This window comes from Agromyces selenitireducens, from assembly GCF_052748465.2.
In genome coordinates this window covers 2557495-2573059 of sequence record NZ_CM188259.1, presented here as the reverse complement: position 1 = coordinate 2573059, position 15565 = coordinate 2557495, and the positions used below count along the sequence as shown (strand labels likewise).

At 73.0% G+C, this 15565-nt stretch carries 14 protein-coding genes; 5 read left to right on the top strand and 9 right to left on the bottom strand.

Annotated features, from left to right (window positions below; translation table 11 throughout):
* Window positions 1–4 precede the first annotated feature (4 nt).
* Together ACULK4_RS11950 and dapD are read right to left on the bottom strand one after the other, a co-directional pair.
* On the bottom strand, window positions 5–2599 hold the full coding sequence (locus ACULK4_RS11950) for a penicillin acylase family protein (protein ID WP_445964631.1): 2595 nt from the start codon (window positions 2597–2599) through the stop codon (window positions 5–7).
* Window positions 2600–2721: 122 nt separating this feature from the next.
* Window positions 2722–3684 carry a 2,3,4,5-tetrahydropyridine-2,6-dicarboxylate N-succinyltransferase gene (gene dapD / locus ACULK4_RS11945; protein WP_445964630.1) on the bottom strand — a complete coding sequence of 321 codons (963 nt, stop codon included), beginning with the start codon at window positions 3682–3684 and terminating at the stop codon, window positions 2722–2724.
* Window positions 3685–3785: 101 nt separating this feature from the next.
* Between dapD and dapE the strand changes: the two genes are divergently transcribed.
* From dapE to ACULK4_RS11930, 3 genes are all read left to right on the top strand, one after another.
* Entirely contained in the window at window positions 3786–4889 is a 1104-nt protein-coding gene (gene dapE, locus ACULK4_RS11940) for a succinyl-diaminopimelate desuccinylase (protein ID WP_445964629.1), read from the top strand.
* Between the two features lie 7 nt (window positions 4890–4896).
* Window positions 4897–6126 carry a hypothetical protein gene (locus ACULK4_RS11935; RefSeq protein ID WP_445964628.1) on the top strand — a complete coding sequence of 410 codons (1230 nt, stop codon included), beginning with the start codon at window positions 4897–4899 and terminating at the stop codon, window positions 6124–6126.
* Window positions 6127–6258: 132 nt separating this feature from the next.
* On the top strand, window positions 6259–6432 hold the full coding sequence (locus ACULK4_RS11930; protein ID WP_019179788.1) for a DUF3117 domain-containing protein: 174 nt from the start codon (window positions 6259–6261) through the stop codon (window positions 6430–6432).
* 2 nt (window positions 6433–6434) lie between these two features.
* Here ACULK4_RS11930 and ACULK4_RS11925 read toward each other — a convergent pair whose 3' ends face one another.
* A complete protein-coding gene (locus ACULK4_RS11925; RefSeq protein ID WP_445964627.1) occupies window positions 6435–7067 on the bottom strand; it encodes an O-methyltransferase in 633 nt (210 codons plus the stop codon).
* A gap of 91 nt (window positions 7068–7158) precedes the next feature.
* On the opposite strand from ACULK4_RS11925, the gene ACULK4_RS11920 reads away from it, so the two are divergent.
* Window positions 7159–7548: a twin-arginine translocase TatA/TatE family subunit gene (locus ACULK4_RS11920; RefSeq protein WP_445964626.1), complete on the top strand. Its 390-nt coding sequence runs from the start codon at window positions 7159–7161 to the stop codon at window positions 7546–7548.
* Between the two features lie 49 nt (window positions 7549–7597).
* On the opposite strand, the gene ACULK4_RS11915 is transcribed toward ACULK4_RS11920, so the two are convergent.
* The 5 genes from ACULK4_RS11915 to ACULK4_RS11895 are packed head-to-tail and all read right to left on the bottom strand — an operon-like array spanning window position 7598 to window position 13146.
* A complete protein-coding gene (locus ACULK4_RS11915; RefSeq protein WP_445964625.1) occupies window positions 7598–9157 on the bottom strand; it encodes a succinic semialdehyde dehydrogenase in 1560 nt (519 codons plus the stop codon).
* A gap of 4 nt (window positions 9158–9161) precedes the next feature.
* Complete coding sequence (locus tag ACULK4_RS11910; RefSeq protein ID WP_445964624.1) at window positions 9162–10073, bottom strand: hypothetical protein; 912 nt, start codon at window positions 10071–10073, stop codon at window positions 9162–9164.
* A 5-nt stretch (window positions 10074–10078) separates the two neighbouring features.
* Window positions 10079–11245 (bottom strand): Mrp/NBP35 family ATP-binding protein, encoded by a 1167-nt coding sequence (locus ACULK4_RS11905; RefSeq protein WP_445964720.1) that lies wholly within the window; start codon window positions 11243–11245, stop codon window positions 10079–10081.
* Window positions 11246–11300: 55 nt separating this feature from the next.
* A complete protein-coding gene (locus ACULK4_RS11900; RefSeq protein WP_445964623.1) occupies window positions 11301–11825 on the bottom strand; it encodes a DUF1003 domain-containing protein in 525 nt (174 codons plus the stop codon).
* Window positions 11812–13146 (bottom strand): magnesium transporter MgtE N-terminal domain-containing protein, encoded by a 1335-nt coding sequence (locus ACULK4_RS11895; protein WP_445964622.1) that lies wholly within the window; start codon window positions 13144–13146, stop codon window positions 11812–11814. The genes ACULK4_RS11900 and ACULK4_RS11895 overlap by 14 nt, the downstream gene beginning before the upstream one ends.
* Window positions 13147–13212: 66 nt before the next feature.
* On the opposite strand from ACULK4_RS11895, the gene ACULK4_RS11890 reads away from it, so the two are divergent.
* Window positions 13213–13911 (top strand): YflT domain-containing protein, encoded by a 699-nt coding sequence (locus tag ACULK4_RS11890; protein WP_445964621.1) that lies wholly within the window; start codon window positions 13213–13215, stop codon window positions 13909–13911.
* A 72-nt stretch (window positions 13912–13983) separates the two neighbouring features.
* Here ACULK4_RS11890 and ACULK4_RS11885 read toward each other — a convergent pair whose 3' ends face one another.
* Window positions 13984–15564: an aminopeptidase P family protein gene (locus ACULK4_RS11885; RefSeq protein WP_445964620.1), complete on the bottom strand. Its 1581-nt coding sequence runs from the start codon at window positions 15562–15564 to the stop codon at window positions 13984–13986.
* Window position 15565 lies beyond the last annotated feature (1 nt).

Below are 15565 nucleotides of genomic sequence, written 5' to 3'. Positions count from 1 at the left end.
CGGCTCAGTCGCCGGGCGGTCGCAGCTGCAGGGAGTGGCGCGTCGACTCGCGCACGGCCTCGACCGTGAACGCCCACGGCAGCATCTGCTCGTCGCGCCACAACTCGGCCTGATCGTCGTAGTTGCGGTGGAAGGCGTGGCCGGACACGCCCGTGAGGTTGATCCACGTGGAGTCGTCGAAGTCGTCGAGATCGACGACCATGCGCATCGACGGCACCCAATCGACCTCGTAGCCGACGCTCGCGTCCCATCCGTTGGCGTTCACGATCGCCGACCCGCCGCCGAGCTCGTGGGGGCCGCGGTTGAACGCCCACTCGAACACGCCGATGCCCGACGAGCCGAAGGTGGAGTGCTCGAGGTCGAGCGTGTGCAGGGCGCCCCAGCGCCACTCGGACGGGTCGTCTCCCAGGAGGTCGGACGCCTCGGCCCACGCCGCCGCCAGCGACGAGGCGAGCACCGCGTCGCGTCCGCTCGCCTCGGCTTCGTCATCGGTCCACCAGGCATTGTCGGGCTCGCCGAGCAGGGTGTGCACGACCGAGAACCACCGGTCACCGCCCTGCGGACGCGTCGACTCCGGCAGGTCGCCGAACATGCGATCGAGCAGCGTGCGCCAGAAGACCGCGAAGTACGCCGATTCGGCGCTGTCGGCCTCGGCGGATCCGTCCCAGCCGTCGAGCAGGCGGGCGCCGCGGGCGGCGTCGCCGTCGAGGTCGAGCTCGGCGATGACGGGAAGCAGCGCCTCCGCGTTCGCGTCTCGCGTGTCGAGCTGGACCTCGGCCATCTGCGCTGCGGTGAGCGGCTCGCCCGAGGCGATGAGCTCGCCGAGTCGCTGCTCGATCCCCTCGGCGCGGTAGCCGTGGTCCCAGTCGCGCGTGAGGCCGGGGCCCTCGTCGTCGACGGCGTTGTTCGCCGTGACGAGGTACCCGCGCTCCGGGTTCAGCACCGACGGCAGGGCGTCGAACTCGACGAACCCCGTCCAGCCGTTCGCGCTCGTCCAACCGGGCAGGGGAAGCGTGCCGTCGCCGGCGGATCGCACCGGGATCCGCCCGGGCGCCTGGTAGCCGATGTTGCCCTCGACGTCGGCGTAGACGAGGTTCTGCGCGGGCACGTCGAACAGCTCGGCGGCGGCCCTGAAGTCGTCCCAGCCCTGCGCGCGGTTCATGGCGAGGATGGAGCGCGGCGTGACGCCCGGCGTCAGCGCCGTCCACTGCAGCGACACCGCGAGCTCGGTGTCGGGCGTGGCGGGCGGTTCGCCCGGCGTCGCGACGGCGGCGTAGTCCTCCGCGACGCGACCGAAGTCGTCGGAGATGTCGGTGACGATCGGGCCGCGACCGGTCTGGCGGACGGTGATCGTGACCGGCTCGCCGCCGGCGACCTCGATGACCTCCTCGCGCACCGTGAGCGGCACGAGCGTGCCGTCGAGCTCGTACGAGTCGCCCTGCACGCGCTCGAGGTAAAGGTCCGCGACATCCGGCGCCAGGTTCGTCAGGCCCCACGCGATGCGGTCGTTGTGGCCGATCACCACGCCGGGGAGCCCGGCGAAGCCGAAGCCGGCCACGTCGTAGTGGCATGCCGAGTTCTGCTGCGCGCACCGCAGGGCCGTCTGGGTCCAGATGGAGGGGATCGCCGGACCGAGGTGCGGATCGTTCGCGAGCAGCGGCAGCCCGGACTCGGTGAGCGCGCCGGAGACCACCCACGAGTTCGAGCCGAGGTCGCCTCCCTCGGGGCCGAGCAGCTCGGGGAGCCCGTCGAGGGTGGACGCGAGCGATGCGAGGGCGTCGACGTGGCCGGGTTCGAGCTCGGGTGCCCCTGGGGTGACGGATGCCGCGGCATCCGCTGGAATCGATCGGACCGACTCGGCGGCCGGCGCTGCGGCGACGGGCCCGTCGACGATCGTCGGCTTGGACCCGAACGGGAACGCGGGGTGGAGGCGCGCGACCTCCTCGGGCGGCAGCTCGGCGGAGAGCAGCGCCCGGTCGATCTCGTCGCCGAGGTTCGACCGGAGGTCCCACGCCATGGCCTTGAGCCAGGCGATCGAGTCCACCGCGGTCCACGGCTCGGGCTCGTAGCCGGGCCGCTGCAGCGCGAGCAGGCCGTACTCGAGCGACAGTTCGACGCCCGAGCGACGGTCGAGGTAGGCGTTGACGCCCTCGGCGTACGCGTCGAACGCGGCTCGCGTGTCGGCGTCGAGCAGCGAGTACTCCTGTTCGGCGACACCGCGCCAGTCGAGGGTGCGGACGAACGCGTCGCTGACGACCTGCGATTCGCCGAACAGCTCGGCGAGCCTGCCGGCGGTGGCGTGACGCCGGACGTCCATCTCCCAGAAGCGGTCCTGCGCGTGCACGTAGCCCTGGGCGAAGAAGAGGTCGCCGTCGGTCTCGGCGACGATGTGGGGGATCCCGGCATCGTCGCGGTACACCGTGGCCGGGGCCGCGAGGCCCGGCACGACGATGCGGCCCGAGGCGGTCGGGAACGAGCGCTGCACGGTCCACCAGCCGAGCCCGGCGGCGACGACCGCGACGACGAGCACCGTCACGAGCAGGCCGACCAGGAAGCGGCCCCACCGGTGCCGTGCGGTCCTCGGTGCGTCCGTGCCCACGCCACTCCCTCGTGCTCGTCGCATGGCCTCGTCGCGCATGCGGCCGGCCGCCTGCGGGGCGGCCTCGGGTCAATACTGTACCCCGGCCCGCAGACGCCGGAGGATGCCGCGGCGGCGCGCGCTCAGGCGTGCAGGGCCGTGTTCAGCACGACGCCCTCGCCCGAGCGCGAGAGCACCTCGACGCTCCCGTCGAGCGAGTTGCGGCGGAACAGCAGGTTCGGCCGTCCGGACAACTCGACGGCCTTCACGATGCGGTCGCGCTCGCCCGCGGCGCCCTTCACGACGACCTTCGTCCCGGCGGTGACGTAGAGGCCCGCCTCGACCACCGTGTCGTCGCCGATCGAGATGCCGATGCCGGCGTTCGCGCCGAGCAGGGCTCGCTCGCCGATCGCGACGCGCTCGGTGCCGCCGCCCGAGAGGGTGCCCATGATGGAGGCGCCGCCGCCGATGTCGCTGCCGTCGCCGACGACGACGCCCTGCGAGATGCGGCCCTCGACCATCGACGCGCCGAGCGTGCCGGCGTTGAAGTTCACGAAGCCCTCGTGCATGACCGTCGTGCCCGGGGCCAGGTGCGCGCCGAGGCGCACGCGCGACGCGTCGGCGACGCGCACCCGCTCCGGGATCACGTAGTCGAGCAGGCGCGGGAACTTGTCGAGGCTTGTCACGTGGATGCCCGCGCGCTGCAGCGCGGGGCGCAGCCGGTCGAGGTCGGCGGGGTGGACGGGCCCGGCGTTGGTCCACGCGACGTTCGGCAAATGGCCGAAGATCCCGTCGAGGTTCAGCCCGTTCGGGCGAACGAGCAGGTGCGACAGCAGGTGCAGGCGCAGGTAGGCGTCGGACGTGCCCGCGGGCGGCTCGTCGAGCCGGATGGCGACGCGCACGGCCTCCACGCGGACGCCCCGTCGCTCGTCGGGGCCGACGGCTCCCGCGGGCGGCTCCCACGCGGCCGGCTCCGGAGTCGGCAGCTCGCCGAGCTGCGGCGCCGGGTACCACGTGTCGAGCACGGTCCCATCGGTGGCGATCGTGGCGAGACCGTCGCCCCAGGCGGCGGTGGGCGCGGTCGGGTTCGGCGAGTCTGCGGGCATGCCTCAAGCGTACCGAGGCAGTGACCGGCAGGTCGGCGGATGACGCGGGGCCCGCTCCGCGTCATCCGCTCACCCGCCGGCCCGCCCGTAGACTCGACGGCATGGCTGCTCCCGTCCGGCCCACGGCCGCGCTCGACCTGTCCGCCGACGTCGTCGCCATCACGCAGGCGATCTGCGACGTGCCGAGCGTCTCGGGCGACGAGGGGCCGCTCGCCGACCTGATCGTCGAGGCGTTGGCGGATGCCGCGCACCTCGAGGTGGTCCGCGACGGCGACACGATCGTCGCGCGGACGAACCTCGGCCGCGCGCGCCGGGTCGTGATCGCGGGGCATCTCGACACCGTGCCGATCAACGACAACCTGCCGACGCGGTACGAGGAGGTCGATGGTCGCGGCATCCTCTGGGGTCGCGGGACGGTCGACATGAAGGCGGGCGTGGCCGTGCAGCTGAAGCTGGCGCACGAGCTCGTCGAGCCCGCGGTCGACGTGACGTGGATGTGGTACGACCACGAGGAGGTGTCCGCCGACCTCAACGGGCTGGGTCGCGTGCTCCGCGTGCACCCCGAGCTGTTCCGGGCGGACTTCGCGATCCTGGGCGAGCCGACCCGCGCCGAGGTCGAGGGCGGCTGCAACGGCACGCTCCGCGTCGAGTTGCGCGCCGGCGGGCGTCGCGCGCACTCCGCCCGCAGCTGGGTGGGCGAGAACGCGATCCACAAGCTCGCGCCCGCACTCGAGCGGCTCGCCGCGTACGAGGCCGAGACCGTGCGCGTCGACGGGCTCGACTACCGCGAGGGGCTCAACGCCGTGCTCGTGCGCGGCGGCGTCGCCGGCAACGTCATCCCCGACGAGGCGGTGCTGACGCTCAACTACCGGTTCGCCCCGAGCCGTTCGGTGGCGGATGCCACGACGCACGTGCGCGACCTGTTCCCCGACTACGAGCTCACCGTGGTCGACGCGTCCGAGGGCGCACGACCCGGCCTCGACGACCCGCTCGCGCAGCACTTCGTGGAGGCGGTCGGCGCCGAGGCGCGGCCGAAGTACGGCTGGACCGACGTGGCGCGCTTCAGCGCGCTCGGCATCCCCGCCGTGAACTTCGGCCCGGGCGACCCGCTGCTGGCGCACGCCGACGACGAACGCGTCGACTGCGACGAGATCCTCAGGTGCGAACGCGCCCTGCGCGCCTGGCTGACCGGACCTGGCGCGTAGGCACGGCGTGAGCAGCACCGACGTCGATCGGCGACCGGATCCCGCCCGGTACGACCGGTGGGCGCCGCGCGTGCGCTGGCGCCTCCTGCCGTGGTGGGCACGGGTCCTCGTCGTGTACGCGGCGTCGCGACTCGTCACCACGGTGTTCGTCATGCTGCTCGCGCGCGAACAGGGCGCCAACCCCTGGACCGCGGCGCGCCCCGGCTACTTCGAGTACGCCAACATCTGGGACGCGCGCTGGTACCAGATCATCGCCGCGACCGGGTACCCCACGGAACTGCCGCTCACCGACGGCGGGCAGGTCGGCGAGAACGCCTGGGCGTTCCTTCCCGTGTACCCCGGGATCGTCCGCGTGTTCACGACGATCGGCGTGCCGTGGGATGTCGCGTCGGTGCTCATCGCGCTCGCCGCAGGGCTCGGTGCCGCGCTCGTGTTCCACCGTCTCATGTCGCGCTTCCTCGAGCCGGACCAGGCCATGTTCGCCGTCGCGCTCTTCTGCGTCGCGCCGGTCGCGCCGATCATGCAGTTCGGCTATGCCGAATCGCTCGGCTTCCTGTGGCTCGCGGTCGCGCTGCTCCTGCTCGTCGACCGGCGGTACGGATGGCTCGTGCCCGTGCTCGCGATCTGGGCGTTCACGCGGCCGGGCGCACTCGCCTTCGCCCTCACGCTCGGGCTGCACTGGATCGTGCGGTGGTCCACGCGCGGTCGCGACCCGTTCCCCGTGCGGGAGCGCGTCGTCGTGGCATCCGTGGCGGTGTTCGCCGGGATCGCCGGACTCGCCTGGCCGGGCATCGCGTGGGCCGCGACCGGTTCGCTCACCGCCTACACCGACACCGAGCTCGCGTGGCGGTCGGCCTACATCGGATACGTCGAGCTCGTGCCGCTCACGCCGTGGTTCCAGTCGGGGGAGTGGTGGCTCGGACAGCCGATGGGCACCATCGTGCCGATCGCGCTCGTCGTCGCATTCGGCGCGGCATTGGCCTCCCCGTGGGCGAAGCGGCTCGGCGTCGACATCCGGCTCTGGCTCGCGAGCTACGCGCTCTACGTGTTCGCCGTGTTCTTCCCGCAGTCGAGCACGTTCCGCATCCTCGCACCGCTGTTCCCGATCGCCGGCGCGCTCGCGGTGCCGCGCTCGCCGTGGTGGCGCGGTGGGCTCGTCGCAGTGTTCCTCGCACTGCAGGTCGGGTGGCTGCTGATCTGCTGGGGGATCGACGGCGTCGACTGGACTCCGCCGTGAGCTGCGGCGCCCGAACGAGCGCGCAACGCGCGGTGAACGACGGGCGACGGGATCCACAGGAACCGGAGACGATTTCCCGGCCGACTCCAAGGTGCGGGATAATGGAGGTTCAGCCACGAAAGGGGTAGCTCAATGGCGGCCATGAAGCCACGCACTGGAGACGGACCGATGGAGGCTGTGAAGGAGGGGCGCCTCATCATCGTGCGCGTGCCCCTCGAGGGTGGCGGTCGTCTCGTCGTCTCGGTGAACGACGCTGAGGCCAAGGAGCTCTACGACGTCCTCGGCGGCGTCGTGAACGCAGCCTGAGGTCAGGCGCCCAGCTTCACGATCTGCAGCAGGCCGTCCCCGGCCGGCGAGATGGCGGTGACGACGGCGGTGGAACCCGCGAGTTCCGAGATGAGCCCGCGGAACGCCGTCGCCGCGTCGTCCCGCCGTGCCGGGTCGGCCACCCTCCCCTTCCACAGCGCCCGAGCCACCAGCACGCTGCCGCCGGGCTTGGCCAGGCGGAGCCCGTGCTCGACGTACTCGATGACCGAAGGTGCGTCGGCGTCGACGAAGACGACATCGTACGAGCGCTCGTTCATGCGCGGCAGCACCTCGCTCGCGCGCCCCGCGATGAGGCGGACGCGCGCCGGGGCGATGCCGGCCTCGGTGAAGTGCTCGCGTGCGTGCTGCTGGTACTCGGTCTCGGTGTCGATCGAGGTGAGGTGCGCGCCGCGCGCCGCCTGGAGCATGCACAGGCCCGACACGCCGAGCCCCGTGCCGATCTCGATGATCGCGCGCGCACCGGCTGCCGCCGCGATCACCGCGAGCTGCGCACCGACAGCGGGCGCAACCGGCTCGACGCCGAGCTCGAGGGACTGCTGACGGGCCTTCGCGATCGACTCCGACTCGACGACCGACTCGTCGACGTACTTCCAGTTCAGGTCGTGTTCGGACACGTGGCGGCTCCCGGGGTTCTCTCGACCCCCAAGCCTAGGGGCCACGGCCGTGGTGGCCTCGCATGCCTCGCCGCCCACTATCCTTGACGACATGGGCGGCCTCACCTTCGACAAACTCCTCATCATCGGGGTGATCGCCGTCTTCCTGCTCGGCCCCGAGCGCCTGCCGCACTACGCCGCGCAGCTCGGTCGGTTCGTCCGCTCGATGCGCGACATGGCCAACGGCGCGAAGGATCGCATGCGCGAGGAGATGGGGCCCGACTTCGAGGACGTCGACTGGAAGAAGCTCGACCCTCGGCAGTACGACCCCCGCCGCATCATCCGCGAGGCGTTGACCGAGGTCGACCCCTTCGCCGAGCCGCAGCGCCCGGTCGTCGCGCGGTCGGCGGTCAATGAGAACTCGGCCTACCTGCAGCGCAAGCGCAAGCGAGAGGTGCTCGCCGCGGGCGAAGGCGCCCCGTTCGATTCCGAGGCGACCTGATCCGTCGCGCGCCCTGTCCGCGGTGCCCCTTCGGTCGGGCGCGATCGTCTCAGGCCCGGCGGAGCGCCCGCAGCACGCGGGCGAGCAGCACGAGGGGGCCGACGAGCCGCGCGTAGTCGCGCCCCGTGTGCGGGAGCGGGATCAGCCGGCGGTTGACCGAGATCGTCACCGGGTCGACGAAGCGCCGCAGGCCCTCCGGTCCGTTCCGCCGGCCGACGCCCGACTCCTTCAGGCCGCCCATCGGCGCGTCCACCGAGCCGAAGCTGCCGCGGTAGCCCTCGTTGACGTTGACGCTTCCCGCGTCGATCTCGTGCGCGAGCCGGAGGCCGTGGCGCGTCGAGCCGGTGAGCACCGACGCGTTCAGGCCGTACTCGGACTCGTTCGCGAGGAGCACCGCCTCGGTCTCGTCGTCGACGACGGCGAGGCTCGCGATGGCGCCGAAGGTCTCCTCGGTCGCGACGCGCATCTCCGGGGTCACCCCGGCGAGGATCGTCGGCTCGAACGCCCAGGGTCCGATCTCGGGGCGTGCCCGGCCGCCGACGATCACCCGGGCGCCCTTGGACACGGCGTCGTCGAGGTGGGTGCGCACTCGTTCGAGCTGGGCTTCGGTCGCGAGGCTGCCGTAGTCGGCGTCGTGGTCGAGGCCCGAGCCGATCCGCGGGTCCGACAGCCGCGCCGCGAGCGCCGCGGTGAACGGCTCGGCGACGCGCCGGTGCACGTAGATGCGCTCGATCGACACGCAGAGCTGACCCATCGACGAGAAGCACGCGTGCGCGGCATCCGCTGCGGCCTGCTCGACGTCGACGTCGTCGAGCACGATCATCGCGTTCTTGCCGCCCAGCTCGAGCGACGCGCCCACCAGGCGGCGTCCTGCCTTCTCGGCGATGCGCCGGCCCGTGGCCGTCGACCCGGTGAAGCAGATGTAGTCGACCTCGTCGGTGAGGGCCTCTCCCGCCTCCGCGGGGTCACCGGCCACGACCGCCCAGAGCGCCTCGGGCAGGCCCGCGTCGATGAACGCCCGCCGCAGCGCGAGGACCGACAGCGCACCCTGGTCGTCGGCCTTCTGCACCACGGCGCAGCCGGCGGCGAGGGCGGGAACGACGTCCATCGCGCCGAGGCTCACCGCGTAGTTCCACGGCGTGATGACGCCGACCACGCCCTTGGAGCGGTACCGGACCCGAGCCGAGAGCACGAGGGGGATGCCGGCTCGGCGACGGCCTCCGCCGAGCACCCGGCGCGCCTTCAGCGCGTTCCAACGGGTGACGGATGCCGCCTGGTACACCTCCTCGAAGGCCTGGCCGCGGGTCTTGCCGCTCTCGAGCTGGGTGAGGTCGAGCAGCTGCTCGCGCCGGTCGAGGATCAGGTCGTGCGCCCGCAGGAGCACCCGGCGCCGCTGGGCGAAGCCGAGACGCGCCCATGCGACCTGCGCGAGCCGAGCGCGCGACACCGCTCCGCGGACGTCGTCGGCGCTGGAGCGCGGCAGGTCGAAGAGGCGCTCGCCCGTCGCGGGCGACGGGACGGGGACCGTCAGCCCCGTCGAGGCGACGAGGTCGCCGAGCAGGGTGCCGAGCGAGGAGTGGACCGGCGTTCGGGTGGCGGCGATGGACACGCGGTCAGTCTAGGCCGCAGCGCTCGGCGTAGTACGCGTACAGGTCAGCCTTGAGTGCGTCGCCGGACGCGAGCTCGAGCACGCCGGCGCGCCCGTCCGACGTCGCGAGCTCGAACGGCAGGATCGTGCCGCGCTTGTCGTCGGCGATGGCGTGCGCGTCGCACCGCGCGGGACGTACGGGCAGCTCGATGCCCGCGACGGCGTCGCCCGCCTCGACTGCCAGGCCGACGGGCCATGCTCCGCCGGACTCGGAACCGATCAGGGTCGTGCCGAGCACCCGATCGATCGTGACGGCGGCATCGCCGGATGCCGCGGGCTCGACCCGCACGTCGATGACGGCACGTGCGTCCGTGCCCGAGCCGGCCGTGCGCAGCCGCTCCGGCAGCACGATCGTCGCGGCCGCCGCGACGGACTCGGCCAGGCAGTCGCGGTCGGCGATGCGCGCCATCGTGTCGTAGGGATCGGTCGGCACGAGCACGGCCGTGGCCGGCATCGTGCCGCCGTCCGAGCCGCCATCGGCGTGGAACTCGACCGCGACGACCGTGTCGGGGCGTGCGTCGCAGACGCTCGCGGTCAGCGGCATCCGCACGTCGAGCCGGTCGCCCGGGGCAAGGTCGAACGGGCGCGTGCGCTCCATGCCCGGCTCGAGCGCGGGGGACCGCACCTCGGCGCGCTCCACGGTCACGGACTCGTCGCCCTCGTTCGCGAACGAGACCACGAGCACGCCGTCGGGCACGTCGAAGCGGCCCTGGCGCACCTCGACGCGGAGGCCGGCGACCTCGGCGGCCGGGGTCACGGAGGATCCCGGGTCCGTCTCCGGGGCGTCGCTCGAGCAACCCGCGAGCGCCGTCGCGAGGCCGGTGACGAGCACCACCGCGGCGACCGCGGCCATCGACCGCCGACGTGCCCGCGGCATCCGCCTCACCGCACCCGGACGTCGAGCCGGCGGCCTGCCAGCGAGCGCGAGCGCTGCGCGAGCGCGTCGGCCGCCTGCTCGATCGCGCGCGCAGCCGGGTCGTCGGGCTCGGCGAGCACGACCGGCACGCCGTCGTCGCCGCCGCGACGGAGCGCCACGCTGAGGGGCACCGTCGCGAGCAGCGGCACGGGCTCGTCGACGCCTTCGGACAGGCGCCGGGCGACCTCGCCGCCGCCGCCCTCGCCGAACAGGTCGAGCACGGTGCCGTCGGGCTGGGCGAACCCGGCCATGTTCTCGACCACGCCCACGACGAGTTGGCCGGTCTGCCGTGCGACGAGCCCCGAGCGCTCGGCCACGTCGGCCGCGGCCGGCTGCGGCGTCGTCACGACGACCACCTCGGCGTTCGGCAGCAGCTGGCCGAGCGAGATCGCGACGTCGCCCGTGCCGGGCGGCAGGTCGAGCAGCAGCACGTCGAGGTCGCCGAAGTACACGTCGGTGAGGAACTGCTGCAGCGTCCGGTGCAGCATCGGCCCGCGCCACGCCACCGCGACCGACGACCCACGGCCGCCCGGCGTCGCCGGCTCCACGAACATGCCGATCGAGATCACCTTCACGCCGTGCGCCACCGGAGGCAGGATCATGTCGTCGACACGGGTCGGACGCGGCGCATTTCCGTGTTCGTCGACGAGGCCCAGCAGGCCCGGGATCGAGAAGCCGTGCACGTCGGCGTCGACGAGCCCGACGGAGAGGCCCCGCGCCGCGAGCGCCACCGCGAGGTTCGCCGTGACCGTCGACTTGCCCACGCCGCCCTTGCCGCTCGTCACGGCGATCACGCGCGTGAGCGTGCCCGGCCCGAACGGGTTGCCGCGAGCCTCGCGGCCGCCGCGGAGGCGCTCGGTGAGGGCCTGCCGCTGCTCCGGCGTCATGACGCCCAGCCGCACCACGGCGTTACCCTCGCCCACGACCTGTTCGGCCGCCGCGCGCACGTCGCGCTCGATGCGATCCGACGCGGGGCACCCGACGATCGTGAGGCGGACGTCGACGTCGACGCCGGCCGCGGTCGCCGTGACCGCCCCGACCATGTCGAGCTCGGTGATCGGCTTCCGGATCTCCGGATCGATCACGCCCGCGAGCGCAGCGTGCACCGCCCGCTCGACGTCGGCGGGCGTCATCCGCTCGGCACCCGTCGCGGCAGCGCCGTCAGCGCCGTCAGGGGCGTCAGCGGCGTCACGATGCGGCATGGGTGCCTTCCTCCTCATCGCGGCGGTCGAGCTCGTCGAGCACCTGCCGCAACTCCTGGCGGATGAAGTCCTTGGAGGCGAGGTCGCGCACGGCGAGCCGCAGCGCGACGACCTCGCGCGCGAGGTACTCGGTGTCGGCGAGGTTGCGCTCGGCGCGCTGCCGGTCCTGCTCGATCTGCACCCGGTCGCGGTCGTCCTGGCGGTTCTGCGCGAGCAGGATCAGCGGGGCGGCGTACGACGCCTGCAGCGACAGCACGAGCGTCAGGGCGATGAAACCGAGCTCGACCGAGTCGAACCGCCATGCGGCGGGCGCGAGCGTGTTCCAGAGGATCCAGAACGTCACGAAGAGCGTGAGGCCGAGCAGGAACCACGGCGTGCCCATGTTCCGCGCGACCCACTCGGTGAACCGGCCGAAGCGGTCGCGGTCCCGGGGAAGACGGAGGGGCGAGGCGGAGCGCCCCAGGCCCTTCGGGGTGTCGAACCGACGGTCGTCGGCGTCAGCGCGTGCCATCTCCTGCCCTCCTTCCGGGTGCGATCGGGATGCTGCCGGTGGCGAGCTGGGCGCGAGCGCTCGCGCGTCTGGTCACCTCGCCCTCGTCTTCGGGATGACTTCGCCAGTCGTCGGGCAGCAGGTAGTCGAGCACGTCGTCGATCGTGACGACGCCCACGAGCCGGTGCTTCTCGTCGACGACGGGCACCGACACGAGGTCGTAGCTGGCGAGGATCCGGCTCACCTCGGCCGCCGACGTGTCGGCGGTCACGGGCTCGAGGCCCTGGTCGATGAGGGAGCCGAGCCGCTCGTGCGGCGGGTAGCGCAGCATCCGCTGGAAGTGCACGATGCCGAGGAACCGGCCCGTCGGCGGCTCGTACGGCGGCAGCGTCACGCACACGGCCGCGCCGAGCGCGGGCGGCAGGTCGTGGCGGCGGATGAGCGCGAGCCCCTCGGCGACCGTGGCATCCGCCGACACGATGATCGGCTCGGTCGTCATGAGGCCGCCCGCGGTGTCGGGGCCGTAGGACAGCAGGAACCGGACGTCCTCCGCCTCCTCGGGCTCCATGAGCTCGAGGAGGTGCTCGCCGCGCTCCTCGGGCAGCTGCGCGATGAGGTCGGCGGCGTCGTCGGGCGACATGTGGTCGAGCACGTCGGCCGCACGGTCGTCGCCGAGCTTGGCGAGGATGTCGACCTGGTCGGCCTCGGGCATCTCTTCCAGCACGTCGGCGAGCCGGTCGTCGGGCAGCTCCACTGCGACCTCCTGGCGGCGCTGCGGCGGCAGGTCGAGCAACGTGCTCGCGAGGTCGGCGGGCTTCAGCTCGGAATAGGTCGCGATCAGCTGCTCGGCCGACTGCGCCTCTCCGGCGGCGGTCAGCTCGCGCACCTCGCGCCACGTCACGTACGCCGACGGCCCCTTGGCGAACGGCGAGGCGCTCGTCTTGGGCCGCCGCACGAAGAGCTGGTCGACCTCCCACTCGCCGGGATCGCGTTCCTCGATCGCGACATCCTCGATCGTCGCCGTGCCGGAGCCGTCGTTGAAGGCGACCTTGCGGCCCAGCATCTCGGCGATCACGCGCACCTCGCCGCCGCGCTGCTCGAAGCGGCGCAGGTTGATGAGGCCGGTCGTGATGATCTGGCCGCCGCCGATCGAGGTCACCCGCCCGATCGACACGAACACGCGGCGCTTGCCCGGGATCTCGACGATGAGCCCCACCACGCGCGGAGGGTCGGACTTGCGGTACACGACGAGGACGTCGCGCACCTTGCCGACCCGGTCGCCCGCGGGGTCGAAGACGGGGCACCCGGCGAGTCGGGCGACGAAGACTCTCGTGGCGCTCACGCCTCCAACTTACCCCCGCGGCCCGGCATCCGGCCCGGGCCGGCGGGCGCATGGGAGAATGGCCGGGTGAGCACGCAGAGCCCGTTCGGCGGCCGGCTCGGCCGCACCTATCCGACGCTGCCCAAGGGCGAGACGATCGCGAGCTACGAGACGTACCAAGAGGCGCAGTCCGCGGTCGACAAGCTCTCGAAGGCGGAGTTCCCGGTGAAGGAGCTCTCGATCGTCGGGCACGACCTCACGACGGTCGAGCGCATCACGGGCAAGCTCACCTGGGGTCGCGCGGCGGGTGCCGGCGCGCTCTCCGGGGCCTGGTTCGGCACGTTCCTCGGCCTGCTGCTGTTCATCTTCTCGCCCGATGCGCTCGGCATCCTCGGCGCCGCGATCCTCATCGGCGCCGGGTTCGGCATGATCTTCAGCGTCGTGTCGTACTCGCTGAACCGTCGCCGCCGCGACTTCACCTCGGTCATGCAGGTGCTCGCGACGCGCTACGCGATCATCGGCGACCCCGAGCACGTGTCCCGGGCCCGCAACGTGCTGGGGGTGACGGATGCCGCGGTGCCGGCGTCGCCGGCCGCGCCCGTGCCGCCCGTCCAGGCGCCCGCGCCGCCCGCCGAACCGCCCGCCGAGCCCGCGGCCGCCGAGCCGTCGGCGGGGCAGCCGCCCGCGACGCCCCCCTCTGACGATTCCCGTCCGCGCACGTACGGCGAGGCGCAGGACGCCCGGCGCCGCGCCGCCCGCGAGCGGCGCGACGCCGGCGAGGCCTGACGCCGGCCGCGCGGCACCCGCCACGCGGCGTCCGTCGCCCCGATCGCCGCGCCGCAGCCGCGGGCGCCGAGCTCAGCCGCGTGCGCCGCGCACCCACGCCTCGACCTCGTCGGCCGTGCGCGGGATGCCGGCCGAGAGGTTCTCGGCGCCGTCGGCGGTGACGAGGATGTCGTCCTCGATGCGCACGCCGATGCCGCGGAACGCCTCCGGCACCGTGAGGTCGTCGGGCTGGAAGTACAGGCCCGGCTCGATCGTGAAGACCATGCCGGCCTCGAGCACGCCGTCCATGTACATGGAGCGGCGCGCCTGCGCGCAGTCGTGCACGTCGAGTCCGAGGTGGTGGCTCGTGCCGTGGACCATGTACCGGCGGTGGAACTGGTTCTCGGGCTTCAGCGACTCCTCCGCCGGGACCGGGAGGAAACCCCACTCGGCCGTGCGCTTCGCGATGACCTCCATCGCCGCGGCGTGGATCTCGCGGAAGATCGCGCCGGGCCGCACGACGCGGTAGGCGGCGTCCGCCGCCTCGAGCACGGCCTCGTAGACCTGGCGCTGGACGGCCGAGAACGTGCCGTTCACCGGGAACGTGCGCGTGATGTCGGCCGTGTAGTAGCTGTCGCGCTCGACGCCCGCGTCGAGCAGCACGAGGTCGCCGGGGACCACGGGGCCGTCGTTGCGGGTCCAGTGCAGGATCGTCGCGTGCGGACCGGCCGCCGCGATCGAGGCGTAGCCCACGTCGTTGCCGTCGAGCCGCGCACGCGTCGCGAAGACGCCTTCGATCACGCGCTCGCCGCGGACCTCGCTCGTGATGCGGGGCAGCTCGGCGAGCACCTCCGCGAAGCCGCGCTCGGTCGCGTCGACCGCCGCGCGCAGCTCGGCCACCTCGTACTCGTCCTTCACCAGGCGCAACTCGGACAGGACGCGCGCGAGCTCGCCGTCGGGCTCGTGCTCGGCGTTCACCTCGAGGCTGAACGGCGCGTCGGACGCGTTCGTCGAGAGCGCGGCCTCGGCTGCGAAGCGGAGGCGCGCGTGGTCGACGCGCTCGGTGATCGCCGGGTCGGCCTCGCGGAGCATGAGCGTCGCCGTGTCGACCGCGTCCATCACGCGGTCGAGGTCGGCGATGCCTCGCGTCTCCACCTGCAGGTCGGCGGCGACGTGCGCGAGTGACGGGCGCGCGCCGATCCAGAACTCGCCGATGGCGGGGTTGGCGTAGAACTCCTCGGAGTCTCGGCCGGCGCGCTCGCGGAAGTACACGGTCGCCGTGTGTCCGGCGTCGCCGGACGGCTCCATCACGAGCACCGCGCCGGGCTCGGAGTCCGAACCCCAGCCGGTCAGGTGCGTGAACGCCGAGTGCGCGCGGTACGGGTAGTCGGTGTCGTTGGCGCGCTGCTTCATGTCGCCGGCCGGGATGACGAGTCGTTGGCCCGGGAACTCGGCCGAGACCCTGGCCCGGCGTGCCGAGGCGTAGGCGGCCTGCTCCCGCGGCGACGGAAGCGATTCGTCGCGTTCGGCCCAGCCGCCGCCGATGAACGACCTGAACCCCTCGGATTCCGGTGTCGTCGACCGGTTGGCGTTGCGGCCGGTCTCCTCGGCCGTGGTCTCGTCGAGGGATCGGGCCTCGTGGGCCGTCGCGGTGGCGTCGCCGGTGTTCGTCATG

What these genes read in the sequence shown, in the direction of transcription:
- dapE (WP_445964629.1), top strand. Translation starts at nt 3,786, where the DNA reads ATGGCTGCTCCCGTCCGGCCCACGGCCGCGCTCGACCTGTCCGCCGAC.
- ACULK4_RS11900 (WP_445964623.1), bottom strand. Translation starts at nt 11,825, where the DNA reads ATGGCACGCGCTGACGCCGACGACCGTCGGTTCGACACCCCGAAGGGC.
- ACULK4_RS11920 (WP_445964626.1), top strand. Translation starts at nt 7,159, where the DNA reads ATGGGCGGCCTCACCTTCGACAAACTCCTCATCATCGGGGTGATCGCC.
- ACULK4_RS11905 (WP_445964720.1), bottom strand. Translation starts at nt 11,245, where the DNA reads ATGACGCCCGCCGACGTCGAGCGGGCGGTGCACGCTGCGCTCGCGGGC.
- ACULK4_RS11930 (WP_019179788.1), top strand. Translation starts at nt 6,259, where the DNA reads ATGGCGGCCATGAAGCCACGCACTGGAGACGGACCGATGGAGGCTGTG.
- dapD (WP_445964630.1), bottom strand. Translation starts at nt 3,684, where the DNA reads ATGCCCGCAGACTCGCCGAACCCGACCGCGCCCACCGCCGCCTGGGGC.
- ACULK4_RS11885 (WP_445964620.1), bottom strand. Translation starts at nt 15,564, where the DNA reads ATGACGAACACCGGCGACGCCACCGCGACGGCCCACGAGGCCCGATCC.
- ACULK4_RS11910 (WP_445964624.1), bottom strand. Translation starts at nt 10,073, where the DNA reads ATGCCGCGGGCACGTCGGCGGTCGATGGCCGCGGTCGCCGCGGTGGTG.